This window comes from Phytobacter cepae, assembly GCF_054165735.1.
This window is the reverse complement of the sequence record NZ_CM135107.1, coordinates 779,397-804,409: the sequence shown is the minus strand read 5'-3', so window position 1 is coordinate 804,409 and position 25,013 is coordinate 779,397. Positions and strand designations below refer to the sequence as shown.

22 protein-coding genes are annotated in these 25,013 nt (G+C 53.5%); 8 read left to right on the top strand and 14 right to left on the bottom strand.

What is annotated here, in order from left to right:
- Window position 1: 1 nt before the first annotated feature.
- The 3 genes from hybO to ACUY4Q_RS03825 form a co-directional block, all read right to left on the bottom strand.
- The gene (gene hybO / locus ACUY4Q_RS03835) at window positions 2-1,120 is read right to left on the bottom strand and encodes a hydrogenase 2 small subunit (RefSeq protein ID WP_458045766.1); all 1,119 of its coding nucleotides are present in this window, start codon (window positions 1,118-1,120) and stop codon (window positions 2-4) included.
- Window positions 1,121-1,276: 156 nt separating this feature from the next.
- Entirely contained in the window at window positions 1,277-1,564 is a 288-nt protein-coding gene (locus ACUY4Q_RS03830; RefSeq protein WP_458045765.1) for a DUF2623 family protein, read from the bottom strand.
- Window positions 1,565-1,628: 64 nt separating this feature from the next.
- Window positions 1,629-3,278 (bottom strand): methyl-accepting chemotaxis protein, encoded by a 1,650-nt coding sequence (locus ACUY4Q_RS03825; protein ID WP_458045764.1) that lies wholly within the window; start codon window positions 3,276-3,278, stop codon window positions 1,629-1,631.
- 1,207 nt (window positions 3,279-4,485) lie between these two features.
- On the opposite strand from ACUY4Q_RS03825, the gene ACUY4Q_RS03820 reads away from it, so the two are divergent.
- Window positions 4,486-5,529, top strand: a complete 1,044-nt coding sequence (locus tag ACUY4Q_RS03820; RefSeq protein ID WP_458045763.1) for an aldo/keto reductase — start codon at window positions 4,486-4,488, stop codon at window positions 5,527-5,529.
- Window positions 5,530-5,675: 146 nt separating this feature from the next.
- On the opposite strand, the gene ACUY4Q_RS03815 is transcribed toward ACUY4Q_RS03820, so the two are convergent.
- Both ACUY4Q_RS03815 and ACUY4Q_RS03810 read right to left on the bottom strand, forming a co-directional pair.
- Window positions 5,676-6,170, bottom strand: a complete 495-nt coding sequence (locus ACUY4Q_RS03815; protein ID WP_458045762.1) for a TIGR00645 family protein — start codon at window positions 6,168-6,170, stop codon at window positions 5,676-5,678.
- Between the two features lie 103 nt (window positions 6,171-6,273).
- Window positions 6,274-6,780: an ESA_00282 family adhesion-associated protein gene (locus ACUY4Q_RS03810; RefSeq protein WP_458045761.1), complete on the bottom strand. Its 507-nt coding sequence runs from the start codon at window positions 6,778-6,780 to the stop codon at window positions 6,274-6,276.
- Between the two features lie 103 nt (window positions 6,781-6,883).
- On the opposite strand from ACUY4Q_RS03810, the gene ACUY4Q_RS03805 reads away from it, so the two are divergent.
- Window positions 6,884-7,288, top strand: a complete 405-nt coding sequence (locus ACUY4Q_RS03805) for a hypothetical protein (protein WP_458045760.1) — start codon at window positions 6,884-6,886, stop codon at window positions 7,286-7,288.
- A 1-nt stretch (window position 7,289) separates the two neighbouring features.
- The gene (locus tag ACUY4Q_RS03800) at window positions 7,290-7,748 is read left to right on the top strand and encodes a cytoplasmic protein (RefSeq protein WP_458045759.1); all 459 of its coding nucleotides are present in this window, start codon (window positions 7,290-7,292) and stop codon (window positions 7,746-7,748) included.
- A 177-nt stretch (window positions 7,749-7,925) separates the two neighbouring features.
- Here the strand turns inward: ACUY4Q_RS03800 and exbD are convergent, their stop codons facing one another.
- On the bottom strand, window positions 7,926-8,351 hold the full coding sequence (exbD, locus tag ACUY4Q_RS03795) for a TonB system transport protein ExbD (protein WP_458045758.1): 426 nt from the start codon (window positions 8,349-8,351) through the stop codon (window positions 7,926-7,928).
- A 6-nt stretch (window positions 8,352-8,357) separates the two neighbouring features.
- Window positions 8,358-9,092, bottom strand: a complete 735-nt coding sequence (gene exbB, locus ACUY4Q_RS03790; protein WP_458045757.1) for a tol-pal system-associated acyl-CoA thioesterase — start codon at window positions 9,090-9,092, stop codon at window positions 8,358-8,360.
- Between the two features lie 251 nt (window positions 9,093-9,343).
- On the opposite strand from exbB, the gene metC reads away from it, so the two are divergent.
- Window positions 9,344-10,531, top strand: coding sequence for a cystathionine beta-lyase (metC, locus tag ACUY4Q_RS03785; RefSeq protein WP_458045756.1), 1,188 nt, complete (start codon window positions 9,344-9,346; stop codon window positions 10,529-10,531).
- Window positions 10,532-10,661: 130 nt separating this feature from the next.
- The gene (locus ACUY4Q_RS03780; RefSeq protein WP_458045755.1) at window positions 10,662-11,324 is read left to right on the top strand and encodes a DedA family protein; all 663 of its coding nucleotides are present in this window, start codon (window positions 10,662-10,664) and stop codon (window positions 11,322-11,324) included.
- A 469-nt stretch (window positions 11,325-11,793) separates the two neighbouring features.
- On the opposite strand, the gene ACUY4Q_RS03775 is transcribed toward ACUY4Q_RS03780, so the two are convergent.
- The gene (locus tag ACUY4Q_RS03775) at window positions 11,794-12,693 is read right to left on the bottom strand and encodes an AraC family transcriptional regulator (RefSeq protein WP_458047255.1); all 900 of its coding nucleotides are present in this window, start codon (window positions 12,691-12,693) and stop codon (window positions 11,794-11,796) included.
- Window positions 12,694-12,888: 195 nt separating this feature from the next.
- On the opposite strand from ACUY4Q_RS03775, the gene yqhD reads away from it, so the two are divergent.
- Together yqhD and dkgA are read left to right on the top strand one after the other, a co-directional pair.
- Window positions 12,889-14,052 carry an alcohol dehydrogenase gene (gene yqhD, locus ACUY4Q_RS03770; RefSeq protein WP_458045754.1) on the top strand — a complete coding sequence of 388 codons (1,164 nt, stop codon included), beginning with the start codon at window positions 12,889-12,891 and terminating at the stop codon, window positions 14,050-14,052.
- Window positions 14,053-14,153: 101 nt separating this feature from the next.
- Window positions 14,154-14,981 carry a 2,5-didehydrogluconate reductase DkgA gene (gene dkgA / locus ACUY4Q_RS03765; protein ID WP_458045753.1) on the top strand — a complete coding sequence of 276 codons (828 nt, stop codon included), beginning with the start codon at window positions 14,154-14,156 and terminating at the stop codon, window positions 14,979-14,981.
- A 35-nt stretch (window positions 14,982-15,016) separates the two neighbouring features.
- Here dkgA and ACUY4Q_RS03760 read toward each other — a convergent pair whose 3' ends face one another.
- On the bottom strand, window positions 15,017-15,481 hold the full coding sequence (locus ACUY4Q_RS03760) for a carboxypeptidase-like regulatory domain-containing protein (protein ID WP_458045752.1): 465 nt from the start codon (window positions 15,479-15,481) through the stop codon (window positions 15,017-15,019).
- Window positions 15,482-15,586: 105 nt separating this feature from the next.
- On the opposite strand from ACUY4Q_RS03760, the gene ACUY4Q_RS03755 reads away from it, so the two are divergent.
- Window positions 15,587-16,120, top strand: a complete 534-nt coding sequence (locus tag ACUY4Q_RS03755; RefSeq protein ID WP_458045751.1) for a DUF3828 domain-containing protein — start codon at window positions 15,587-15,589, stop codon at window positions 16,118-16,120.
- Window positions 16,121-16,805: 685 nt separating this feature from the next.
- Here the strand turns inward: ACUY4Q_RS03755 and ACUY4Q_RS03750 are convergent.
- The 5 genes from ACUY4Q_RS03750 to ACUY4Q_RS03730 form a co-directional block, all read right to left on the bottom strand.
- Window positions 16,806-19,076: a YgiQ family radical SAM protein gene (locus ACUY4Q_RS03750; RefSeq protein ID WP_505335112.1), complete on the bottom strand. Its 2,271-nt coding sequence runs from the start codon at window positions 19,074-19,076 to the stop codon at window positions 16,806-16,808.
- Between the two features lie 625 nt (window positions 19,077-19,701).
- On the bottom strand, window positions 19,702-21,114 hold the full coding sequence (gene ftsP / locus ACUY4Q_RS03745) for a cell division protein FtsP (RefSeq protein ID WP_458045750.1): 1,413 nt from the start codon (window positions 21,112-21,114) through the stop codon (window positions 19,702-19,704).
- 67 nt (window positions 21,115-21,181) lie between these two features.
- Window positions 21,182-21,919 (bottom strand): 1-acylglycerol-3-phosphate O-acyltransferase, encoded by a 738-nt coding sequence (locus ACUY4Q_RS03740; RefSeq protein WP_458045749.1) that lies wholly within the window; start codon window positions 21,917-21,919, stop codon window positions 21,182-21,184.
- Between the two features lie 179 nt (window positions 21,920-22,098).
- Entirely contained in the window at window positions 22,099-24,357 is a 2,259-nt protein-coding gene (gene parC, locus ACUY4Q_RS03735) for a DNA topoisomerase IV subunit A (RefSeq protein ID WP_458045748.1), read from the bottom strand.
- Between the two features lie 119 nt (window positions 24,358-24,476).
- The gene (locus tag ACUY4Q_RS03730; RefSeq protein WP_458045747.1) at window positions 24,477-24,890 is read right to left on the bottom strand and encodes a YgiW/YdeI family stress tolerance OB fold protein; all 414 of its coding nucleotides are present in this window, start codon (window positions 24,888-24,890) and stop codon (window positions 24,477-24,479) included.
- Window positions 24,891-25,013: the final 123 nt, after the last annotated feature.

The window sequence follows — 25,013 nt, the reverse complement described above, 5'->3', positions numbered from 1 at the left end:
GTCACTCTCCTTGTGAATCAGCGTTATTTTTCTTTTGTTGGCGACCCAGCTCGCGCACCGTCATTGCTCCGACGCCTGCCATCAGGCCGACCACTCCGCCCAGCAATCCCACCGCCGAGGCAGATATCGCACCGCCCTCGTTACCGTTCACCGGTGGTTTATCGACAGGCGGAGTCGTGTTTTCGACATGCGCCAGTTGGTGGATGCCCTTGTGAAAACCCACCCCTTCTTCGTTACAGCCATAGCAGGGATGACCAATGGCAACCGGCCAGACGCCGCCAACATCGCAAAATTGCAGCGTTGAGCAGTTACCCCAGGTTTCAGGGCCTTTGCAGCCAAGATGGTAAAGGCACCAGCCTTCACGATGGCCGTCATCGCCAAATTCTTTCGCAAAACGCCCGGCATCAAAATGGGGGCGACGTTCACAATGCTCGTGAATCAAACGGCCATAGGCAAAAAGCGGACGATTTTTTGCGTCGAGTTTCGGCGGTTTGCCAAAGGTAATGATATGCGCCACCGTGGCGAGGAAGTTGTGCGGGTTTGGCGGACAGCCGGGGATGTTAATCACCGTTTTGCCAGGCAGCGCCGCCTGCAGGCCCACGGCACCGGTCGGATTGACGCCTGCCGCTGCGACCCCACCCCATGCGGCACAGGAACCGATAGCGATAATCGCCGCCGCGTTTTCTGCTGCCTTGCGGATATGGTCCACAATCGGCTCACCCGCCACCATGCAGTAAATGCCGCCATCCTTGAGCGGAATAGAACCGTCAACCACCAGCACATACTGCCCTTTGTACGTTTCAAGCGCGTGGTGTTTGTTTTCTTCAACCTGATGACCAAATGCGGCGCTGAGCACTTCGTGGTACTCCAGCGAAATGGTCTCAAGCAGCAGATTTTCAACCGTGGGATGGGTGGAACGTAACAGTGATTCGGTGCAGCCGGTACACTCCTGAGCGCCAATCCAGATGACGGGAGGCCGCTGCTTCTGGCCGACGGCTTGTGCGATTTCTGCTGCGGCATTGCCACTCAGCCCCAGGGTAGCGGCAAGCGCAGTACAAAGTTTCACAAAATCACGGCGGTTAATGCCATGAGAGGGGGTTAACGGGTTATCTCCAGACATTTATTATTATCCCTGTTTTTAGCAGGGGTTAATTTTGCCTGTATTTCATTCACAGGAATGCAACCTGTTCGGCATTTCCATATTTTTTATATGGAAATAAGAATGTGTTTAGTGACCTGAGATCTGGCCAGGGGGAGAGTGATATTTTGCGCGCTGCTACCTGTCCTGCCGGTAGCCCGCCATAAAGAAACGCACCACGGTGCTGGAGTGACTTTCACGGAAAAAATCCATGACCATCTCTTTATCCAGTCCGTAACGGCGGGTCAGCACGCCAGCCTCCCAAGCGCTGAGTTGCCTGTCACCGGTGCGCTCAAACATACGGTGCGAGAAACCGAGTACAAACCCGCGTTTATAGTCAGCACAAAAGTGCGAGACGCTCTTTGCACTGTTCGCCTGCGAGGCCTTCAGCCCCGCCATCAACCCTTTGCCAAAATGGTTTTCCATGCTTCCGCCCTCAATCGCTATATAAAAAATTATATAGCGATATATTGGGCGGTGATAGTCTTATTTAGAAGGCAACCCAATCATCTTTTGCCGCCGTGGTGCTTTTCGCTGCGGAACGGATAACCGGGGATTTCAGCGGAGCCGGGGTCACCACCGTCTGGCGATCGTCATCAGATAAACGGAACTGCTGAACCGCACGCTGCAGCTCTTCGGTTTGACGCTCCAGCGCGGCGGCGGCGGTAGAGACCTCTTCCACCAGGGTGGCGTTTTGCTGAGTCACGTTGTCCATCTGTGAAATGGCCACGCCAACCTGAGAGATACCTTTACTCTGCTCGGCGGAGGCGGAAGCAATCTGTTTCATGATGGTCGTCACTTCAGTGACCGCGCGCAGAATACCTTCCATCGTGGTGCCCGTATCATTGACCAGTTTCGCCCCTTTATTCACACGCGTTACCGAATCCGCGATCAGGGTTTCGATCTCTTTGGCCGCACCCGCACTGCGGCTGGCCAGGTTGCGAACTTCACCCGCCACTACGGCAAAGCCGCGTCCTTGCTCTCCTGCACGGGCCGCTTCTACCGCTGCGTTAAGCGCCAGGATATTGGTCTGGAAGGCAATGCTGTTAATAACGGTAGTGATTTCAGCAATTTTCTTCGAGCTGTCTGAAATGCCTGCCATCGTACTGATTACTTCCTCAACCAGCGCGCCCCCTTTACTTGCCGTTGTGGAGGCCACATCGGCCAGATCGCTTGCCTGGCTGGCGTTTTCGGCATTCAGTTTCACCGTTGCGGTTAACTGCTCCATGCTGGCGGCTGTTTCTTCCAGCGCAGCAGCCTGCTCTTCAGTTCGTGAAGAGAGATCGTTGTTGCCGCTGGAAATTTCAGTCGCCCCACGCCAGATGTTGTCACTCCCCTGACGGATCGTGCTAACCGCATCACGCAGGCTGTCCTGCATACTACGCAGCAAAGGCACCACGCGGCCCACGCAGTTACGACCAAAATCTTCAATGGGCTGGCTAAGATCGCCCTGCGCCATTTTGGTGAAGTGGTTGCGGATGGCATCCAGCGGGCGGACCAGCATCATCACCAGATAACGATCGGTAAACAGCAGGATCAGGATCCCCAGCACCATCGCCGCAATGATGATGGTCCGTGTGATACTCGTCTGCCCATCGACGATGATTCTGGTGTGTTCAAGCATATCACTGGCCGCTTTGTTAAAGCTGTCGGCGCCCGTACCAAATGCACGACTAAGCGCAGGGGTGACGTTATTCGCCTGCTGGCGATACGCTTCCACCGACCCTTGCTGCGCCGCTTGCATTTGCGGAGTCACACCTTGATCCAGCAGCGCCTGCCAGGAGTTGATGATCTGTTCGGAGATCTTGGGATCCATCGGCCCCGGTGAGATCGCTTTGAATGCAACGAGCTTCTTCGACATCGTGTCGAGCGCCTGTTGAACCGGCGCAAAATCGGCGGAGCCGCCTGCCGCTTTGGTCTCCATCACACGGCTTAAACGGGTGACGAAACGAAAATATTGATCATTGCCCTGGCTAAGTAACGTCATCTGTGAGACGAGCTGGCGATCGACTTCATTGCCCTCGGCCACTTTTGACAGTGAATAAACGCTATACAAACCGACGCCAGACCACAGCAGGCCAAAAATGCCCAGGATCACCAGCATAACGATTCGGATAGTAAAGTTTTGAAGCATACGCATATTTATTTCCTTGCAGTGAAGGTACATTCCCGCTTTGAAGCGGGACTTACCTCCGTTATCGGCAAGTTTTAGCGAAGTTGTATGGATCAAAGTAAAAAAGTTGATCACAAAACAGGCAAAAAAAACCTTTCTCTTTATAGGTCGAAAAAATGCTCAGGATGATATTTTGTAAACTATTGGAGCAATTCATCATTCATTCGGAATGAGGTAGTACCGGAGAGTAACTAAGTGCAAGATACTAATATAATTGATTAATTTTATTAAACCTTCCTACCTTTACCACGACCATTATTTCCCTACATGGTTTTAATTAATTCCAATTAGATGTCGATTAAAAATAAAAAATTATTTAAAAAACACTGCAAAACCACTTCAGTAAATACTGAATCAAAAAACAAAGAAACCATCATAAAAAATTTAATGGGTAAGAATGAAAATATATAAATAACCATAAATGCTCATCAGCACTAAGCTCATTAATAATAGTTTAGGGCTTTTAAACTACTTTTCACCCTCACTAAACTTTCTCTTTTCGCCAGCTAACCAGTAAATCTTATCCTCCCTTTCACAAACAGTTGAAAAGCACGCCAACCCACAGATGGCGTGGCCTGGCAGCGAGGGCAATGCACGTTCAATAACGGCATCCAGGAATATTCGCAGAAAAGAGGGCGCACTTGAGGTTTATTTAAGCGGGTAACCACGGGAAATGAGTAATGCGCAAACCAGCTTTCGCTTGCCTCTTCTTTTTAACCTTCCTTCATAAGAATTTTCTCAGAAAGAGGCAAAGGAAGCAGGCAAATTCACCGCTCCGGCCCCATGATGACAAGGTGAAAATGAAAGGGGCCCAGACACGTTATTTCCACTCCTCGCGAAGGGCAGCAAAAAATAACAAAACGGTGATGTTATAAAAGCGCGCAAAACATCGTTATGTCAGCATATTTTACCAATTTGATTATTACATAGCGAAATTATATTCCCTGGTTTGCTTTGTTAAGAAAACGTCCGGTGCCTGAGCTTTATACACGGTTTTCGCTACCCGCGCCCCCCATCGTCAAACCAGGGGTTTTAGCCTTACCAGGCAAAGCATATGCACTCGCTTCTTGCCTGGAAAGACGCCATTTTAGAGCTGCAATGTTTTAATATAAAAAAGTGCCACGCTAGAATAGAAACGCTGTTTCGAGTTCAAACCTCTATGAAAGGAGACATCATGCCCTGGTTAGCTAACCCTCAACGCTACGAACAGATGCAGTACCGTTACTGCGGCAAAAGTGGTCTGCGCCTCCCCGCCTTCTCACTTGGCTTATGGCATAGCTTCGGTCACGTTCACGCGCTTGAATCTCAACGCGCCCTGCTACGTAAAGCCTTCGATTTGGGCATCACCCACTTTGATTTGGCGAACAACTATGGCCCACCTCCGGGCAGTGCTGAAGAAAACTTTGGCCGTCTGTTACGCGAAGATTTCGCCCCATACCGTGATGAACTGATTATCTCCACCAAAGCGGGGTATGACATGTGGCCAGGACCGTATGGCTCCGGCGGTTCACGTAAATACTTGCTTGCAAGCCTGGATCAAAGCCTGTCGCGCATGGGGCTGGACTATGTGGATATCTTCTATTCACACCGCGTAGATGAAAATACCCCCATGGAAGAGACGGCTGCGGCACTGGCCCAGGCGGTGCAAAGTGGCAAAGCGCTGTATGTCGGGATCTCTTCTTACTCTACGCCGCGCACGCAGACCATGGTGGAACTGCTGCGTGAGTGGAAAGTTCCGCTTCTTATTCATCAACCTTCTTACAACCTGCTTAACCGCTGGGTTGATAAAACCGGGTTGCTGGATACGCTGGAAGAGAACGGCGTGGGCTGTATCGCGTTCACTCCACTGGCGCAGGGGCTGTTGACTGGCAAGTACCTCAACGGCATTCCGGACGGTTCGAGAATGCAGAAAGAGGGCAAGAAGGTTCGCGGTCTGACGGAGAATATGCTGACTGAGGAGAATCTCAGCAGCCTGAAGTTGCTGAACGAGATGGCGACCGCACGTGGGCAGACCATGGCGCAGATGGCGCTGAGCTGGCTGCTGAAAGATGCCCGCGTAACGTCGGTGTTAATCGGCGCGTCTCGCCCTGAGCAACTTGAGGAGAATGTGCTGGCGCTGAATAATTTGTCTTTTACCGCAGAAGAGCTGGCGCAGATTGATAAGCACGTGGCAGATGGGGAGCTTAACCTTTGGCAAGCGTCATCGGATAAGCAGTGAGGATGTGCTGATAGTGTGAGGTGCTACTGCCGGATGGCGGTTAGCACCTTATCCGGCCTACAGACGACAATACACTATTGCACCACCTGTAGGCCCGATAAGCTTGCGCCATTGGGTAATTCCTTTGGCAATGCACTAAAGACCAATCAATGCTTCTCGCGTGACAGCTTATCCAGATACCCCATCAAAAACGCCGACAAAACAAACGTCAGATGGATAATCACATACCACATCAGTTTATTATCAGGCACGTTTTTGGCATCCATAAACACACGCAGCAGATGGATGGAAGAGATGGCCACAATTGATGCCGCCACTTTGTTCTTCAGCGAGGTCGCATCCATTTTCCCCAGCCAGCTCAGCTTCTCTTTATTGGGTGAGATATCAAGCTGGGAGACAAAGTTCTCGTAGCCGGAGAACATCACCATCACCAGCAAACCGCCTACCAGCGTCATGTCCACCAGCGAGAGTAGCGTCAGGATAAGATCTGCTTCTGCCAGATTAAAAATGTTGGGCAGAACGTGAAAAATCTCCTGAAAAAATTTAACTGTCAGGGCGAGCAGCGCAAGAGACAGACCAAAGTAAACCGGGGCGAGCAACCAGCGCGAGGCATACATTGCGTTTTCAAGAAATCGTTCCATAGTGTCCTGTCAGATAACATAACCGGCACTCAGTATACCGCAGCCTGCCAGCGAAATTGCAACACTGAACCAACCCTCTTACAACGATTTACCAACCGATGAGTTACACATCCGTCGGGGAAACCTCAGGGCGTTTGTACTCTGGCCAAACCAGTACGACAAGTTCAGGGTACGCTTCCATACTGAACTCCCGGAAACACTGGCGCAGGTTGAGCACATCCAAATCGGAGTGCAGTACTTTTTCGCCGTTCAGGCAGCGCTTTTTTATATTGTCGTAATACTTATACACCGCAGAATTGAGATCGCTACAACGCCGCTGCGCCTCGAATAACCCCGGAACACTATTTAACTCAGCCATGTTCATTCGTTTAATCGTCGCATGGAGGAAGTCGATATATTCATGGTTAACGCGCCAGTACCAAACCGGGGTAATGGCATTCATTAGCATTGAAAAATGGTCTTCCCCTTCCTCTTTCGATAACGGATTAGTTAGCGGTGACGGCAATAGTGATTCACCCTCTGACGGTTGCTTATTGTTAGCACGCATCAATAAAAGCACACCGCCGGTCAACAGCAATAAAGCAACAACAGAATAAAAAATACTGTTCATGTGCAGACTCCATTTTTTTTGATTTTAAAAGTGTGCCATGATATTGTCAACGAACCTCACCCCTATATTTACCCTACCCTGTTGATATTAAAGGATATTAGAAATGCTGCCCGACAATCTGGTTCCGGCTCGCTTTCACATTTCCGCTGCTGAACCGGAATCCGATGAAGCAGAAAAAAACAGTAATTTAACTCAGGGAAAAAGAACGCTCTCTGATTATGCCTCCGACATATTAGCCAATGTTACACATACCGGGCAATCACGGAATATGTTACTCGAAGAACGCGACCGTCATATTAAAGACCGATTATATCGCGTGGTTAAAATCGATACCTTTGCCAGACTGCTTAATGATTTGCAGGCTGAAGGTGACATTGACGCTCAGACATTAAGTCAAATTATCGCCAACAAGACCAAAGAAATTAACGACGCAGGTAATGAAATTTGGCTTAATCTCATTACCCGCGAAAAAGATATGCCTTTGTTTTATAAACTTGGGGATGAGTAAAGTGAAAGAGGTTGAAGATAATGACGTTTATTTGGTTTTCGATAGCCATAAAAGCGATGAATTTATCTTAAAGCAAAATATTGAAGCGTTAATTCAAAACAAAAATATTACTATCCAGCGAATAGCCCATGAACTGGTATCGATTCCTGCGGCGCTGGTACGCCTCAAATGGCAGAATCGCCGGGAAATCTATGCCATTCAGGTCAAGGAAGAGATCTACGGCGCAACCATTAACGCCATCATTGAATCACGCCCTGAGCTGCAGGAAAAAATCATGGCCAGACTGGAAGCAAACTACCAGTACATTCTTGCCAGAGAGGCTGCAACGCTGCGAATCAGTCGTAAGCTGGCAGATGAAGAGTTCCGCACGGCGGTAGTCACCACCGTTGCGCTGGAAGAGCCGCCTGCGCGCAAAGAAGTGGCAAGCGAAGTTAAATCAGCCTCAGCGGTAAAAAAATAAACGCGTACATCCTCTGCACAGCCCTCTGTACATTCTGCGGAATGCGTCTCTCAAGTAAATTAAATATCACTTAAATAGCCATTAGCCCGACTAAATAAGTAACGATGACGCATTAGAAAACAGCAATAAAAAAAGGCTGGCACACGGGCCAGCCTTGGTATCAGACAGAACAGACCATTACTTCGCGGCGGCGACTTCTTCGCCCACCAATCCGATTTTCAGATAGCCTGCCTGATGCAGGGTATCCATCACTTTCATCATGGTCTCGTAATTAACGGTTTTGTCCGCACGGAAGAAAATGGTGGTGTCTTTCTTCCCTTCCGTCAGCGCATTCAGTTCATTCACCATCGTTTCATCCGTCACCTGATCGTTGCCGATAAACATCGTGTTGTCGGCTTTTACAGAGAGATAAACGGGTTTTTCCGGACGTGGCTGCGGCTGACTCGAAGAGGCCGGTAGATTGACTTTTACATCTACCGTGGCAAGCGGTGCCGCCACCATAAAGATAATCAGCAAAACCAACATAACGTCGATAAACGGCGTGACGTTGATTTCGTGCATTTCGCCATTATCGTCCAGATCTTCATTAAGACGCATTGCCATGGGGCATCAACCTACTCGTAATTTCTGGGCAGTATGGACGGGCTTTGCAGACGAGCTGGCTGCCAGGTCCAGGTCACGGCTCTGTAGCAGCAGAACCTGAGCGGCAACATCACCCAGCGTCGCTTTGTAGCTGCCGATCATACGGGCGAAGATGTTATAGATAACCACTGCCGGGATGGCAGCAATCAGGCCAATTGCCGTCGCCAGCAGCGCTTCTGCGATACCCGGCGCCACAACGGCAAGGTTGGTGGTCTGCGTCTGGGCAATACCGATGAAGCTGTTCATGATGCCCCATACGGTACCAAACAGACCCACAAACGGGGAGATGGCACCGATGGTCGCAAGATAACCATTGCCACGGCCCATGTGACGGCCCGTAGCGGCAACACGACGTTCGAGGCGGAAACCGGTACGCTCTTTAATCCCTTCGTTATCTTCGCTACCTGCGGATAACGACAGCTCATTCTGCGCTTCGTTAATAAGCTGAGTGCTCAGGCTGCGGGCATGGAATGAAGAAGAGACGTCGCTGGCTTGATCCAGAGAACGCACATCCGACAGCAGTTGCTGCTCACGCTTCAGGCGGCGCTTCTGCGAAATCAATTCCACGCTTTTGCTAAAGAAAATGGCCCATGTCACGACTGATGCCAGAATCAACCCGATCATCACAATCTTAACCACGATGTCGGCATGTTGATACATGCCCCAAACGGAAAGATCCGTTTGCATCAAATTATTACCCACTGTGTATCTCCAGGACGCATGTCACAAAATCTGAGCATAATAATATCAAAACATCGTCGAATTGATAGTAGTTCTCATTAGTATTTACATACTGCATCAATATCCCCTCTATTTCTTTGCGCCTACGCAGTAAAAAAGTCCTGCCAGGCGATATTGAGAAAATTTTATGCTTTATCTTCGGGTCAACCGTGCATCGCCTGGCAATCATGGTAGTCTGGACATCCAGACGTATAAAAACAGGTTGGGTGAAGATGACGGCAAAGCATATTGATACCGCTCTGGTCAATGCAGGGCGCAGCAAGAAATATACTCAGGGGGCGGTTAATAGCGTGATTCAGCGCGCTTCCTCACTGGTATTCGATACCGTGGAAGCCAAAAAGCATGCGACCCGCAACCGCGCCAAAGGTGAGCTGTTCTATGGCCGTCGTGGCACGCTGACCCACTTCTCATTGCAGGAAGCGATGTGCGAACTGGAAGGCGGCGCAGGTTGCGCGCTCTTCCCTTGCGGTGCGGCTGCCGTCGCCAATACCATTCTGGCCTTTGTTGAGCAGGGCGATCACATTCTCATCACCAACACGGCGTACGAGCCTACCCAGGATTTCAGCACCAAAATTCTCGCGAAGCTGGGCGTAACGACAAGCTGGTTTGATCCCTTGATTGGCGCAGGCATTGCCGACCTCATCCAGCCCAACACCCGCATCGTTTTCCTGGAATCACCGGGTTCTATCACGATGGAAGTTCACGATGTGCCGGCTATTGTGAAAGCCGTCAGAAGCGTGGCGCCTGACGCGATAATCATGATCGACAACACCTGGGCGGCGGGTATTCTGTTCAAGGCGCTGGAATTTGATATTGATATTTCCATCCAGGCCGCGACCAAATACCTGATAGGTCACTCTGACGGTATGATCGGTACGGCAGTTTCCAACGCCCGATGTTGGGAACAATTGCGTGAGAACGCCTACCTGATGGGTCAGATGGTCGATGCAGACACCGCCTATATGACCAGTCGCGGCCTGCGTACGCTGGGCGTTCGTTTGCGTCAGCACCATGAAAGCAGCATCAAGGTCGCCGAGTGGCTGGCCTCACATCCGCAGGTCGCACGGGTTAACCATCCGGCGTTGCCCGGCAGCAAGGGGCATGAATTCTGGAAACGGGATTTCAGTGGCAGCAGCGGCCTCTTCTCTTTTGTCCTCAATAAAAGGCTGACGTCGGACGAACTGGCCACCTTTCTCGACCATTTTAGCCTCTTTGCGATGGCCTACTCCTGGGGCGGCTTTGAATCTCTGATCCTGGCTAACCAGCCGGAACAGATAGCCGCTATTCGCCCGGAAGCCGAGGTGGACTTCACGGGTACGCTGATTCGCCTGCATATTGGTTTAGAAAACGTTGACGATTTAATTGAGGATTTAGCAGCAGGGTTTCAGCGCATCGTGTAGATTGAGGGCGCTGGTTGGAAATTCTGATTACGCCAGCAGAATGCTCTGTATTAATTGCGCCCGGGATCAAGGTGTTTCGGGCAATAAACGCGTACAATAGTCTCTTCTAAGCGGTACCACAGGAAAGTCCATGGCTGTAATTCAAGACATTATCGCTGCGCTTTGGCAACACGACTTTGCAGCGCTGGCGAACCCCCATGTTGTTGGCGTCGTCTACTTCGTGATGTTCGCTACCCTCTTTTTAGAAAATGGATTGCTTCCTGCCTCCTTTTTACCCGGAGACAGCCTACTCTTGCTGGCAGGTGCGCTAATCGCACGCGGCTGTATGGATTACATATCGACGCTGGTCATCCTCACTTCGGCGGCAAGCCTGGGATGCTGGCTGAGCTACCTGCAAGGGCGCTGGCTGGGCAACACGCGTGTGGTAAAAGGCTGGCTGGCCCAACTGCCGGAAAAATATCATCAGCGTGCGACCTGCATGTTTGACCGACACGGTTTACTGGCGCTGCTGGCGGGCCGTTTCCTGGCATTTATCCGCACCATTCTGCCGACTATGGCAGGCATCTCCGGGCTGTCTAACCGCCGCTTCCAGCTGTTCAACTGGCTGAGTGCGCTGCTTTGGGTCGGTATGATTACCAGCCTGGGCTATGCCATTAGCATGATCCCTTTCGTCAAACGCCATGAAGATCAGGTGATGACCTTCCTGATGATCCTGCCGGTGTTCCTGCTGGTTGCGGGTCTGGTGGGAACTATCGTGGTGGTGGTGAAAAAGAAATACTGTAGCGCTGCCTGACGCGGCACCTCCCCTCCCACCGGAGGCTGAGGGATCCCCACAAAAAAATGCGAGCATGGATAGCCCCCTCTCCTCTCTGGGGAGAGGGATGGGGTGAGGGGAAACATGCGGCTCTGAGGGTCATTTCGTTCACCTTATGTTCCTTGCTTTTCCGTAGCGCCGGAACCCGTGAACGTGCCAGGGCGGTTCACCGCCACCGCCCTGGCGACCCGGGCTCCCGGCCAGGAAAATCGCCGCTGGCGCGGTCCACTTAGCGTATTCCTTCAGGCTTATCGGGGACGGGCGAAGGTAACGTCCGTGTAAAGTCGCCCTCGCCGCGCATCCCTGCGCGTCGCCCCGGCCTTACGGATACGCTTCGTCGATTTTCAGCCGGACCCAGTCATCGCGGTAACTGTTTTATTCACATTACGCTGTGTTGTCGCTGCAAAACGTAATATTACTGGGGATTCCTCAGCACCGGAGGGGAAGATCATGCCCCTTGCATCATGCGGATCCGCGCCGCATCCTCTCCCGGCGTCACGCCAAAATAGCGCTTAAATTCGCGACTGAACTGAGACGGGCTTTCATATCCCACACGAATTGCTGCCGCACTGGCCTTCAGGCCATCGTGGATCATCAGCATCCGCGCCTTATGCAAACGGAAAGATTTCAGATACTGCAGCGGCGAGGTGCTGGTCACGGACTTGAAGTTGTGGTGAAACGCAGAAACACTCATGTTCGCTTCAGACGCCAGTTGATCCACACTCAGGTTTTCGGTGTACTGACTTTCAATACGCTTCAGCACCCGGCTAATCAGGCTGAAATGGGTCTGACGGCTGACCAGCGCCAACAGCGCGCCGCCTCCCGGCCCCAACAGTACGTGATAGAGGATTTCGCGGATTATCTGCTTTCCGAGGATACGGGCATCCAGCGGCCTGTCCATCACGTCCAGCAGGCGCTCAATGGCGCACAGGATCTCATCTGACAGCGTCGCGGAGTTGATGCCGCTTGACGCCATCGACGGACGAAACAGCTCATCCTCGCCAATGTCCATCAGCAGTTCCTGCAACTGCAGGATATCGACATTCAGGCGAATACCCGCCAACGGCACAGCGTCTGTCGCAAAGGTTTCACACTCAAAGGGCAATGGAACGGTCAGGAGCAAATATTCGTTGGTGTCATAGCGAAACACACGTTCGTTGATATAACCGATTTTATGGCCGGAAAAGAGAAAAACGATGCCTGGCTGGTACATCACCGGGGTACGTGTTCCGGGCTGGGTACCGTAAAGCAGACGCACATCCGGCAGTAGTTCACTCAGACTATTTTCGTTTATTTTCAGCAATTTAATCTGTTCAGTTAACTGCTGGCAAACCTCTTCGCGGTTCATATTCTCTTGCTCCACGCACTATTCCCGACGCTGACAGTGTGCGTACTTTTACCCTTTTTCTCCAGCGCAATGTAGAAATGGGCAAGACATCGGCAGAAATGTGCATTGAGAGGTTAGCCCATGCTGTCCACAATGGGCACCATCAGGCCGCCCTTTGCGCCGCCACGTTTTTTTACCCACATAAGGGAACGAGCAATGAACAACTTTACTCTTCATACCCCCACTCGCATTCTGTTTGGCAAAGGCGCCATCGCCGATTTGCGTGAACAAATTCCTGCTAATGCCCGCGTGCTCATTACTTACGGCGGCGGCAGCGTGAAGAAAAACGGTGTTCTGGACCAGGTTTACAGCGCGCTGGACGGACTTGATGTGCATGAATTCAGCGGCATTGAACCGAACCCGTCTTACGAAACGCTGATGAAGGCAGTGAAAATCGCTAAAGAAGAGAACATCACCTTCCTGCTGGCGGTCGGCGGCGGTTCGGTGCTGGATGGCACCAAGTTTATCGCGGCAGCCGCCCACTACCCGGACGGAATCGACCCGTGGCAAATCCTGCAAAATGGCGGCAGCGACATTAAGAGCGCCATCCCCATGGGCTCGGTACTGACCCTGCCGGCCACCGGTTCTGAATCCAACAAAGGCGCGGTGATTTCGCGCAAAACCACCGGCGACAAGCAGGCCTTTATGAACGAACACGTTCAGCCAGTCTTCGCGGTGCTGGATCCGGTTTACACCTACACCCTGCCGCCGCGTCAGGTCGCGAACGGCGTGGTAGATGCTTTTGTCCACACTGTTGAGCAGTACGTCACTTATCCGGTGAATGGCAAAATTCAGGACCGTTTCGCCGAAGGCATTCTGCTGACGCTGATCGAAGATGGCCCGAAAGCGCTGCAGGAACCGGAAAACTACGATGTTCGCGCCAACGTCATGTGGGCAGCCACTCAGGCGCTGAACGGCCTGATCGGTGCTGGCGTGCCGCAGGACTGGGCAACCCACATGTTGGGCCACGAGCTCACTGCCATGCACGGTCTGGATCATGCCCAGACGCTGGCGGTCGTGCTGCCTGCGCTGTGGAATGAAAAACGCGACACCAAACGTGGCAAACTGCTGCAGTACGCGGAGCGCGTCTGGAACATCACCGAAGGTTCTGACGATGCCCGTATCGATGCGGCCATCGAAGCCACACGCGGGTTCTTCGAACAGATGGGCGTGCCGACACGTCTGTCCGGTTACGGTCTGGACGGTAGCACCATTCCAGCCCTGCTGGCGAAGCTGGAAGAGCACGGCATGACAAAACTTGGCGAACATCAGGACATTACCCTGGATGTCAGCCGTCGCATTTATGAAGCGGCACGCTAAGCTTTTTACGCCCTCGCCTTTCGTTTTTGGACTTTTCGTCCAGACTTAATGCACACAACCTTACCGGGATCCGTCCCGGTAAGCTCATAGAGGAGGCATGCATGACACATTCAACCGTGATTAAACTTGCTGATGGCAACCTGATGCCACAGCTCGGTCTCGGCGTGTGGAAAGCGGGTAATGAGGAAGTGGTTTCCGCCATTCACAAAGCGCTCGAAGTCGGTTATCGCTCCATCGATACCGCAACTGCGTATAAAAATGAAGACGGTGTTGGCGATGCGCTGAAAAGTGCAGGCGTCCCACGTGACGAACTGTTTATCACCACAAAACTGTGGAATGACGATCAGAAACGTCCCCATGAAGCATTGCAGGAGAGCCTTGATAAGCTGCAGCTTGATTATTTGGATCTGTATTTGATGCACTGGCCGGTTCCGGCGATCGATCACTACGTTGACGCCTGGAAAGGGATGATCGAACTGCAACAACAGGGTCTGGTGAAGAGCATTGGGGTCTGTAATTTCCAGATTCACCATTTGCAAAAACTGATTGATGAAACCAGCGTGACGCCGGTGATTAATCAGATTGAACTGCATCCCCTTCTCCAGCAGCGCCAGCTACATGCCTGGAATGCAACGCATAAGATTCAGACCGAGTCCTGGAGCCCGCTGGCACAGGGTGGCGAAGGGGTCTTTGATCAGAAGATTATTCGCGACCTGGCGGATAAATACGGCAAAACCGCCGCGCAAATCGTTATTCGCTGGCATCTCGACAGCGGCCTGGTGGTGATTCCGAAATCGGTCACACCCTCACGTATCGCCGAAAACTTTGACGTCTGGGACTTCCGTCTGGACAAAGACGAGCTGGCCGACATTGCCAAACTGGACCAGGGCAAGCGCCTCGGCCCGGACCCGGATCAGTTCGGCGGCTAACCTCTCCCAAGCCCGGCATTCAAACCGGGCTTTTTTTATTTTACCGATCCATCCGCGTTGTTAAGCGGTACACGCTGGCAGACACCGGTTTCCCCGGTTTCCGGCTTCGGCGCTTGCTGCGTCTTCGGTAACGTGCAGACCACGCTCATTTCAGCAGGCCCGCCGCCAAAGGGGCCACTCAGCCGATAGGAGAGCAGTTCATCGTAGTGCTGACCCTGTGCGGTAATAAGCAAGCGAGAGATATTCACCTTATCAATGGGGCCAATCGGCAAAAAGAACGACCACTCATGATCGCCGGAGAAAGTGAATACACCGTTGCTGTCGGAGACCGTACGGGCGTCCGGGCCGTTACTTTTTAGCGTAATTTCCGCGCCAGACACGGGGTTGCCGCTACTGTCCAGCAAACGCCCTTCGACAGCTGGCTGGGACTGGGTCCGGGCGACACACCCGCTTTGCAACAGCGCCATCATCACAATGGCGGGCCAGAATCGTGTTGTCATCTCTCACTCCCTGAAAATTGATGCTCATCTCTTGGTGTGCAGAGGCTTACGCCCGCCCAAAGGCAATGCTACTCTGAACACCGTACCCCAGAAAAAGAAGCCTCTATGCAAAAATGTTTGGTCATGCTCATTGCGTGCAGTTTTTCAGCGTTGGGGCAGTCCCCACAGCGTAGCGTGGAATTGCTCTATCAGCACTATGCAAATAATGCCCCGGGCGTGGTGTTCGATGCCTCCGGCCCGGATCAGATTGTCTCCACTCGGCTGATGAAAGAGGTGGCTGAAGATCAGAAACTGACCGCTGAAGGTGACGTCGGCTATCTGAATTACGATCCGGTTTGCAACTGCCAGGATTATGACAACCTGGTGCTGGAGCGGGTGGATATTGTCACCCACGACCCGCAGCATGTGGATGCGGTCGTTCGCTTTCGTCCTTTCAGCGATGGGCCGGAAACCGTGACGCAAACGCTGGTGCTGGTCGATGAAAATGGCCGTTGGTTGATTGATGATATCGTCAATGAAACGAGCAGCTTGTATGAAGGGATGAAAGCTTATAACCGTGAGCGGGTAGAAGAAGCGCAAAGCGACGAAGCAGCGGAGAAAGGGGCCGTCAGTTCACCCTCACCCCAGCCCTCTCCCTGAGGGAGAGGGAGTGATACCCGCGCCTGGCCGTCCCCTCTCCCACTGGGCCGCGGTAACCACAGTAATATTAGGTTTTGCAGCGATAACACTGCGCAATGAGAATAAAACAGTCACCGCGATGGCAGGGTCCGGCTGAAAATCGACGAAGCGTATCCGTAAGGCCGGGGCGACGCGCAGGGATGCGCGGCGAGGGCGACTTTACACGGACGTTACCTTCGCCCGTCCCCGATAAGCCTGAAGGAATATGCGCAGTGAACCGCGCCAGCGGCGATTTTCCTGGCCGGGAGCCCGGGTCGCCAGGGCGGTGGCGGTGAACCACCCTGGCACGTTCACAGGTTCTGGCGTGACAGAAAAGCAAGGAACATAAGGTGAACGGAATGACCCCCAGAGCCGCATGTTTCCCCTCACCCTTGCCCTCTCCCCAAAGAGGAGAGGGGACTGTCCGTGCTCGTATTATTTTGTGGGGATCCCTCAGCCCTAAGGGAGAGGGAGTGATACCCGCGCCTGGCCTTCCCCTCTCCCACTGTGCCGCGGCAACCACAGTAATATTAGGTTTTGCAGCGATAACACTGCGCAATGAGAATAAAACAGTCACCGCGATGGCAGGGTCCGGCTGAAAAGCAAGGAACATAAGGTGAACGGAACGACCCTCAGAGCCGCATGTTTCCCCTCACCCTAACCACGGTTAGCCAGCCTTACGTTTTACTGCTTTTCTGGCACTCTCATTTCTGACAGCGCCGCTTTTCACCGTACCACTCTTTGCAACACCGCTTTTTGCGCCGCTCTTCGCCGCACCCTGGCCCGCCGTCGCAGGCTTCGCTGAGCCATTCTGACGCTGATGCACAATCGGCGTGTGCTTGGTCAGCGCCGGACGGGTATTGCGGTTCTGACGGCGTGCTTCACGCATTTCATCGAGTGTAGGGGCAGGTACCAGGCAATCACGGCGTGAGCCGATCAGATGCTTTTTACCCATCTCTTCCAGCGCCTGACGGATCATCGGCCAGTTAGCCGGATCGTGATAACGCAACAGCGCTTTATGCAGACGACGCTGCTTATCACCTTTTGGAATCACCACGTCTTCACTCTTATAGCCAATTTTACCGAGTGGGTTTTTCCCGGTGTAATACATGGTCGTTGAGTTGGCCAGCGGTGAGGGATAGAAGTTCTGCACCTGGTCCAGACGGAAGCGGTGCTTCTTCAGCCACAGCGCGAGGTTGACCATATCTTCGTCACGCGTACCGGGGTGCGCAGAGATAAAGTACGGGATCAGATACTGCTCTTTACCGGCCTGTTTTGAGTAGGTATCGAACAGCTCTTTGAAGCGGTCATAGCTGCCCATACCCGGCTTCATCATTTTCGACAGCGGCCCCTCTTCCGTGTGTTCCGGAGCAATCTTCAGGTAGCCGCCCACATGGTGAGACGCCAGCTCTTTGATATAACGCGGATCTTCCACCGCAATGTCGTAACGCACACCGGAGGCGATGAGGATCTTCTTGATGCCTTTCAGGTCACGGGCGCGACGGTAGAGATTGATCGTCGGCTCGTGGTTGGTGTCCATGTGCTGGCAGATATCCGGGTAAACGCATGACAGGCGGCGGCAGGTCTGCTCCGCGCGCGGTGACTTACAGCGCAGCATGTACATGTTGGCCGTCGGGCCACCCAAATCGGAAATGATGCCGGTAAAGCCCGGTACGGTGTCGCGAATGGCTTCGATCTCGTTAATGATCGAGTCTTCGGAACGGCTCTGAATAATGCGCCCTTCATGCTCGGTGATTGAGCAGAAAGAACAGCCCCCGAAGCAACCGCGCATGATGTTGATCGAAAAACGGATCATCTCGTAAGCCGGGATACGACTGTTGCCATAGGCCGGGTGCGGCACACGCTTGTACGGCAGAGCAAATACACTGTCCATCTCTTCTGTCGACAGCGGGATGGCCGGCGGGTTAACCCAGATAAAGCGGTCGCCGTGTTTTTGCATCAGGGCGCGGGCGCAGCCAGGGTTAGTCTCGTGATGCAGAATACGTGAAGCATGGGCATAGAGGACTTTGTCGGCTTTGACTTTCTCAAAAGACGGCAGCAGCACATAGGTTTTTTCCCAGGGTTTGGGACGCGGCGGCTGAACCATAACAGCCTTCGCTTCGGCTTGTTTAGGCTCGACGGGCTTGTTATCTGCACAGGGCAAATCTTCACCGTAAGGATGCGGAATCGGGTCGATTTTGCCCGGCATATCAATGATGCGGGAATCCACACCGCTCCAGCCCGGTAGCGCCTCTTTTACCATGATGGCGGTGTTACGCACGTCGCGAATCTGCGAAATTGGTTCGCCCTGGGACAGACGATGTGCCACTTCCACCAACGGGCGTTCACCGTTCCCGAACATCAGCATGTCGGCTTTGGAGTCCACCAGCACCGAGCGGCGCACGGTATCCGACCAGTAGTCATAATGCGCGGTACGGCGCAGGCTGGCTTCAATGCCGCCTAGAATAACCGGCACATCTTTCCAGGCTTCTTTACAGCGTTGAGTGTAGGCGAGCGTCGCACGATCCGGGCGTTTGCCGGCGACGTTATCCGGGGTGTAAGCATCGTCGTGGCGCAGCTTACGATCCGCCGTATAACGGTTAATCATGGAGTCCATGTTGCCTGCGGTCACGCCGAAGAACAGGTTGGGCTTACCCAGACGCATAAAGTCGTCTTTGCTGTTCCAGTCCGGCTGAGCAATGATCCCCACACGGAAGCCTTGCGCTTCCAGCATGCGTCCACAAATCGCCATGCCAAAACTCGGGTGATCCACATAGGCATCACCGGTAACCAGAATGATGTCGCAGCTATCCCAGCCAAGTTGGTCCATTTCACTACGGGACATGGGTAAAAATGGAGCCGGACCAAAGCAGGCCGCCCAGTACTGGGGCCAGGAAAAGAGGTCTCGATCCGGTTGGATCAGGGATATTGCGCTCATCTTGCTTCCAAAAAAGTGGCAAAAAAATAATCAAAGGGCGGGGATTATACGCCGGATCAATAAGTGAATTGAAGGAATATGTGTGGGGTTTTTCCCCCTCACCTTGGCCCTGTCCCTCAACGCTGAGGAGTCCCCAGTAATATGATGTTTTACAGCGATAACATTGCGTAATGAGAATAAAACATTCGCCGCGATGACTGGGTCCGGCTGAAAATCGACGAAGCGTATCCGTAAGGCCGGGGCGACGCGCAGGGATGCGCGGCGAGGGCGACTTTACATGGACGTTACCTTCGCCCGTCCCCGATTAGCCTGAAGGAATACGCTAAGTGAACCGCGCCAGCGGCGATTTTCCTGGCCGGGAGCCCGGGTCGCCAGGGTGGTGGCGGTGAACCACCCTGGCACGTTCACGGGTTCTGGAGCGACAGAAAAACAAGGAACATAAGGTGAACGGAATGGCCACCAGAGCCGCATGTTTCCCCTCACCCTGACCCTCTCCCCAAAGAGGAGAGGGAACTGTCCGTGCTCGTATTTTTTATGGGGATCCCTCAACCCACAAGTGGCGAGGGAACCGATCGCGTGGGCGGCGACGTGGATTTTCGCCCTCGCCGCGCAGGGGTGAGGGCGTTTACGGTGCCGGATTCACCAACAGCTGGCCTAATGATCCTCTGTCGGCCATTTCGAGCGTCTGGCTACCGTACTGGAAGGGGAAGTGAGGCCACGAAGGCTGCGCGTAATAGACCAGCAGCTCGACCTGCCCGTCGACCCAAACCGTGTCCTTCCATCCCCGGTCTTCGGCAAAAGGCATCGCGCCATTGACGTTACGCACCTGGAACATCACGCCTTCCATATGGAACGACTGCGGCATGTCGGCACGAACCGTCCAGCGCTCCCAGGTTCCCTGCTGCGCCGTCATGTCGAGGCGCTGGGGGTCCCACAGCTGGCCGTTGATGCCCGGGTCACTGCCAAGGGTAATATCACGGCTGCGGGTGGGCGTGCCGGTCAGGATGTCCGCAGGCAGCAGACGCATCGGCAGCGTATCGGTCACCAGCGGCAGCAGCCCGGTGGGCCGCAGGGTCAGGACTAAGGTTGAGATAAGAATGCTCGACGGCTCAAAGAAACCCCGCAGACGGTCAACAATCCCCGCCGCTTCACCGCAGGTGAGCGAGACCTCGTCACCATTGGTCATATCGACCAGAATTTCCCGTCGCTCACCCGGCGCCAGCGCCAGCTGTTTGATCGACACCGGTACCGGCAAAAAGCCCTGATCGCCGGAAATCACATGCAGCGCACGACCGTCGCTCATCTGCAAAAGATAACGGCGTGAGTTAGAGGCATTGAGCAGGCGCAACCGCACCCAGCCGCGCGACACTTCAACAAACGGACTCTGGGCGCCATTCACCATTAGCGTGTCGCCCACAAAGCCGCCGCTGCCCGGCTCGCTATACTCCGGGGTGCCGAAGTTATCCAGCCGTTTATCCTGAATAATGATCGGGAAATCGTCTACACCGTAGTGGTTCGGAATGGGCAGTGATTTGCTGACCTCATCTTCTATCAGCCACATCCCTGCCAGGCCGTTATACACCTGCTGCGCGGTGCGATTGGGCGTGTTGGCGTGATACCACAACGTGGCCGCATTCTGACGAATCGGCAGCACCGGAGCCCAGTCATTATTGGTGGTCATCATTCTGGCAGCGCCGCCTATCAGCGGGCCCGGCACCTGCAAACCGCTCACCGTCATGGCGACGTTTTCCGTCAGGCGGTTGCTGTAAATCAGCTTGACGTCATCGCCATTCCATACGCGGATGGTGGGGCCGAGGTAGCGCCCGTTAACGCCCCACACCTGCGCGCGTGTTCCGGTGGCGAACGACCAGTGCGCACGTTGCAGGGTGAGAAACAGCGGCTGACCACGGCGAGACTCCAGCAACGGAGGGATGGGCAACGGAGGTTGCTGCCCGGCGGCGTTCGCCCTCAGCGGCATCGCGCTGGCGCAAAGTGCCGCGCCAGATGCCTGAATAAATTGACGCCGACTGAGTGACATAGTTGCTCCGTGTGAAACTGAATAGACCGGACGGGAAGTCATTTCCCGACATCATTAAAATGGGCGATCAAACCCGACCTGTGGCTTCGCGCTCTGCCACTTCTTTATCTAATGCTTCAATCTTTTTCGCCATCACGTCGTGGCAATGCGCTGCCAGCTCACGAATCTGATCTTTGCCATAGTTGCTGGTCTCGATGGGCGGCAGCATTTCGACAATCACCAGGCCATTCTTCATGCGGTTAAGATTGATTTTATTCGACGTTGTGGAGACACAGACCGGAATAATCGGCACCCCTGCGGCAATCGCCGCATGGAAAGCACCGGTTTTAAACGGTAATAAACCGCGGCCACGGCTGCGGGTACCTTCCGGGAACATCCAGACAGAGATATTGCGTTTCTGGATATGCTTCACCACTTGCGCAATGGTGCCATGGGCTTTTGCACGGTTATTGCGATCGATAAGCAGGTTGCCCGTCAGCCAGTACAGCAGACCAAAGAACGGCACCCAGAGCAGGCTCTTTTTACCCACAGTCACCGTTGGCGGCTGCACGATATTGGACGCGGTAACCATATCGTAGTTGTTCTGGTGATTGGCAATATAAATCGCCTTATCAAGCTGGGTGTAATCTGCCGGAAAACGTTTTTCCACTTTGAGTCCCAGTACCGGCGCCAGGCGACCAAACATATGACCAAAAGTAGCAACATGCTTCGGATTACGCGGACTCAATAAGCAGTACAGGCAGCCAAATACACAGACCAGTATGGAATAAATAACAACAATGATTGCGCGAATAATTAATAGCATAGCTACCTCGAAAACCCATCCTTATGAGCATGAAACGTGAGCCATTAACACACAAGGCCAGGTCAGATGCGGGTCCGTAAAAAACATATTGTTAATCGCAATTCACGAATAAACAACGCTTTTACGGGAAATTTTAATGATGCCCCCCGTCAGAATGAGGGGGGCAAGACATGCACGAATTACTCTTCGCTGTTGCCTGCTCCGGCACGAGCAGGGGCGTCAATTTCAACGCGGTCAATGCGTTGTAATCCGCGCATGAGGGTGCCACGACGTCCGCGTTCACCCTGCACTTTCTGCAGCTCCTCGGGGCGAAGCTTGATTTTGCGTTTGCCGACATGAATGGTCAGCGTGCTTTGTGGCGGTAGCAGGTAGAGATGCGCCAGGCCATCTTCCCCCTTCGCCGCTTCCGCAGAAGGAATGCCGATGATTTTGTTGCCTTTACCTTTGGAAAGCTGCGGCAGGTCGCTGACCGGGAACATCAACATACGCCCTGCCTGGGTAATAGCCAGCAGCATGTCGGCGTCGTTTTCAATCTCCAGCGGCGGCATGACGCGTGAATTGTCCGGCAGGCTGATCAGGGTCTTACCGGCGCGGTTGCGGGCAATCAAATCGCTGAACGTACAGACGAAGCCATAACCGGCGTCGCTTGCCATCAGCAATTTTTGATCTTCGTTAGTCATCACCATGTGTTCAACCGTCGCCCCCGGCGGCAGCGTCAGTTTACCGGTCAACGGCTCACCCTGCCCACGGGCGGACGGCAGCGTGATAGGATCGATGGCGTAACTGCGGCCGGTGGAGTCGATAAAGACCACCGGTTGGTTGCTCTTGCCTTTCGCAGAGGCTTTCCAGCTGTCTCCTGCTTTGAAGCTAAGCCCTTGCGCATCGATATCATGGCCTTTGGCGCTACGCACCCAGCCCATTTGCGACAGCACAATGGTGACAGGCTCGGACGGCAGCATGTCATGCTCGTTCATGGCTTTCGCTTCTTCACGTTCATGCAACGGCGAGCGGCGATCGTCACCATAGGCATCGGCGTCAGCCTGCAGCTCTTTCTTCAGCAGGTTGTTCATTTTACGTTCAGAAGCGAGAATACCCTGCAGCTGATCGCGTTCTTTCGCCAGCTCGTCCTGCTCGCCGCGAATTTTCATCTCTTCGAGTTTAGCGAGATGGCGCAGTTTCAGTTCAAGGATGGCTTCGGCCTGGGTTTCAGTGATGCCAAAACGCGACATCAGCACCGGCTTAGGCTCATCCTCGGTGCGAATGATATGGATGACTTCGTCGATGTTAAGGAACGCCACCAGCAAACCTTCAAGGATATGCAGGCGCTTGAGCACTTTCTCCAGACGATAATTCAGGCGGCGACGCACGGTGTCACGACGGAACACCAGCCACTCATTGAGGATCTCCAGCAGGTTTTTCACCGACGGACGACCATCAAGGCCAATCATATTGAGGTTAACGCGGTAGCTTTTTTCCAGATCGGTGGTGGCAAACAGGTGATTCATCACCTGATCCATATCCACCCGGTTGGAGCGTGGAACAACAACCAGACGGGTTGGGTTCTCGTGATCGGACTCATCGCGCAGATCGTCAACCATCGGCAGCTTTTTATTGCGCATCTGAGCCGCAATTTGCTCCAGCACGCGGGCGCCTGAGACCTGGTGCGGCAGCGCGGTAATTACAACGGCACCGTCCTCTTTCTTCCACACCGCACGCATGCGCACGGAGCCGCGACCGTTTTCGTAAATCTTACGGATTTCTGTACGGGAGGTGATGATTTCCGCTTCGGTCGGATAATCCGGCCCCTGGACGATATCCAGTAGCTGATCGAGAGTGGTTTTCGGCTGCTCGATGAGCGTAATGGCCGCTTTGGCGACTTCGCGCAGGTTATGTGGCGGAATGTCTGTCGCCATCCCCACGGCAATGCCGGTGGTGCCATTAAGCAGAATGTTGGGCAGACGCGCAGGCAGCATTTTCGGCTCCTGCAGGGTGCCGTCAAAGTTTGGCTGCCAGTCAACCGTCCCCTGACCGAGCTCGCCCAGCAGGACGTCGGCATATTTAGACAAGCGGGATTCGGTATAACGCATTGCCGCGAAGGACTTCGGATCGTCCGGCGCCCCCCAGTTCCCCTGACCATCGACCAGCGGGTAACGGTACGAGAACGGCTGCGCCATCAGCACCATGGCTTCGTAGCAGGCGCTGTCGCCGTGCGGGTGGTATTTACCCAGAACGTCACCCACGGTACGGGCAGACTTCTTATATTTGGCGCTGGCACTCAGCCCCAGTTCAGACATCGCGTACACGATGCGACGTTGAACAGGTTTCAGGCCATCACCGATGAACGGCAACGCCCTGTCCATGATGACGTACATGGAATAGTTCAGGTAGGCGTTTTCCGTGAATTCATGCAGCGCAAGGCGCTCTGCCATATCGCTCATTAATCGTGATTCCTCAACGTGTGTGCCCGCCTTTTCGGCGGCAATATTGCCGCAGATACTAACCTATCTGCGGCGAGGAGTCATAACTATGCGCGATTTTTTAAGGCTGAATGAAACGCCTACTTGCTGACCTTGCTCACTTGCTTAACGTCAATCTCAACCGAGTTCCAGTCCTTGTCCACTTCGCCCTGGATTTCGACCAGATCCTGTGGTCCGACGCTTACGCCATTCCAGCGTTTATGATCGATGTCGACATTAATGGTGCCGGAGGCATCTTTGAAGGTGTAGACGTCATCTGACAGGCGCTCGACGATATTCCCGCGTAGCGTAACCCAGGCATCGTCACGCATAGATTTAGCGTTTTCAACCGTCGTGTTACCGCCGCCAGGGCCAGTAAAGCCGCCGGTCTGCGCAGGGGTACTACCCGGTCCGTTAAACCCGCCGCCCTGGGCGGCAGCCGGGTTTGTATTAGCCGCAAACACGGGGGCGGAGCACATCATGACAATCGCGGTCATCGCAGCAATCTTTTTCATCTTTACTCTTCCTTTGTCAGTCGATTCACCCCCATTAAACCCGCCAGTTCTTAACAACTTCTTAAGGCAAAAAAAGAAATCTTTTTTCTGTACAGCCCCCTGAAACAGCATGTTTACTGCTTA

Bases quoted from the DNA above. Each gene is read 5' to 3' on its own strand.
- ACUY4Q_RS03775 (WP_458047255.1), bottom strand. From the start codon at position 12,693: ATGAACCGCGAAGAGGTTTGCCAGCAGTTAACTGAACAGATTAAATTG.
- metC (WP_458045756.1), top strand. From the start codon at position 9,344: ATGACGGCAAAGCATATTGATACCGCTCTGGTCAATGCAGGGCGCAGC.
- ACUY4Q_RS03820 (WP_458045763.1), top strand. From the start codon at position 4,486: ATGCCCTGGTTAGCTAACCCTCAACGCTACGAACAGATGCAGTACCGT.
- ACUY4Q_RS03740 (WP_458045749.1), bottom strand. From the start codon at position 21,919: ATGCTATTAATTATTCGCGCAATCATTGTTGTTATTTATTCCATACTG.
- ACUY4Q_RS03755 (WP_458045751.1), top strand. From the start codon at position 15,587: ATGCAAAAATGTTTGGTCATGCTCATTGCGTGCAGTTTTTCAGCGTTG.
- parC (WP_458045748.1), bottom strand. From the start codon at position 24,357: ATGAGCGATATGGCAGAGCGCCTTGCGCTGCATGAATTCACGGAAAAC.
- ACUY4Q_RS03810 (WP_458045761.1), bottom strand. From the start codon at position 6,780: ATGAACAGTATTTTTTATTCTGTTGTTGCTTTATTGCTGTTGACCGGC.
- ACUY4Q_RS03825 (WP_458045764.1), bottom strand. From the start codon at position 3,278: ATGCGTATGCTTCAAAACTTTACTATCCGAATCGTTATGCTGGTGATC.
- ftsP (WP_458045750.1), bottom strand. From the start codon at position 21,114: ATGTCACTCAGTCGGCGTCAATTTATTCAGGCATCTGGCGCGGCACTT.
- ACUY4Q_RS03815 (WP_458045762.1), bottom strand. From the start codon at position 6,170: ATGGAACGATTTCTTGAAAACGCAATGTATGCCTCGCGCTGGTTGCTC.
- hybO (WP_458045766.1), bottom strand. From the start codon at position 1,120: ATGTCTGGAGATAACCCGTTAACCCCCTCTCATGGCATTAACCGCCGT.
- ACUY4Q_RS03780 (WP_458045755.1), top strand. From the start codon at position 10,662: ATGGCTGTAATTCAAGACATTATCGCTGCGCTTTGGCAACACGACTTT.
- ACUY4Q_RS03830 (WP_458045765.1), bottom strand. From the start codon at position 1,564: ATGGAAAACCATTTTGGCAAAGGGTTGATGGCGGGGCTGAAGGCCTCG.
- ACUY4Q_RS03730 (WP_458045747.1), bottom strand. From the start codon at position 24,890: ATGAAAAAGATTGCTGCGATGACCGCGATTGTCATGATGTGCTCCGCC.
- dkgA (WP_458045753.1), top strand. From the start codon at position 14,154: ATGACACATTCAACCGTGATTAAACTTGCTGATGGCAACCTGATGCCA.
- ACUY4Q_RS03750 (WP_505335112.1), bottom strand. From the start codon at position 19,076: ATGAGCGCAATATCCCTGATCCAACCGGATCGAGACCTCTTTTCCTGG.
- ACUY4Q_RS03760 (WP_458045752.1), bottom strand. From the start codon at position 15,481: ATGACAACACGATTCTGGCCCGCCATTGTGATGATGGCGCTGTTGCAA.
- yqhD (WP_458045754.1), top strand. From the start codon at position 12,889: ATGAACAACTTTACTCTTCATACCCCCACTCGCATTCTGTTTGGCAAA.
- exbD (WP_458045758.1), bottom strand. From the start codon at position 8,351: ATGGCAATGCGTCTTAATGAAGATCTGGACGATAATGGCGAAATGCAC.
- ACUY4Q_RS03805 (WP_458045760.1), top strand. From the start codon at position 6,884: ATGCTGCCCGACAATCTGGTTCCGGCTCGCTTTCACATTTCCGCTGCT.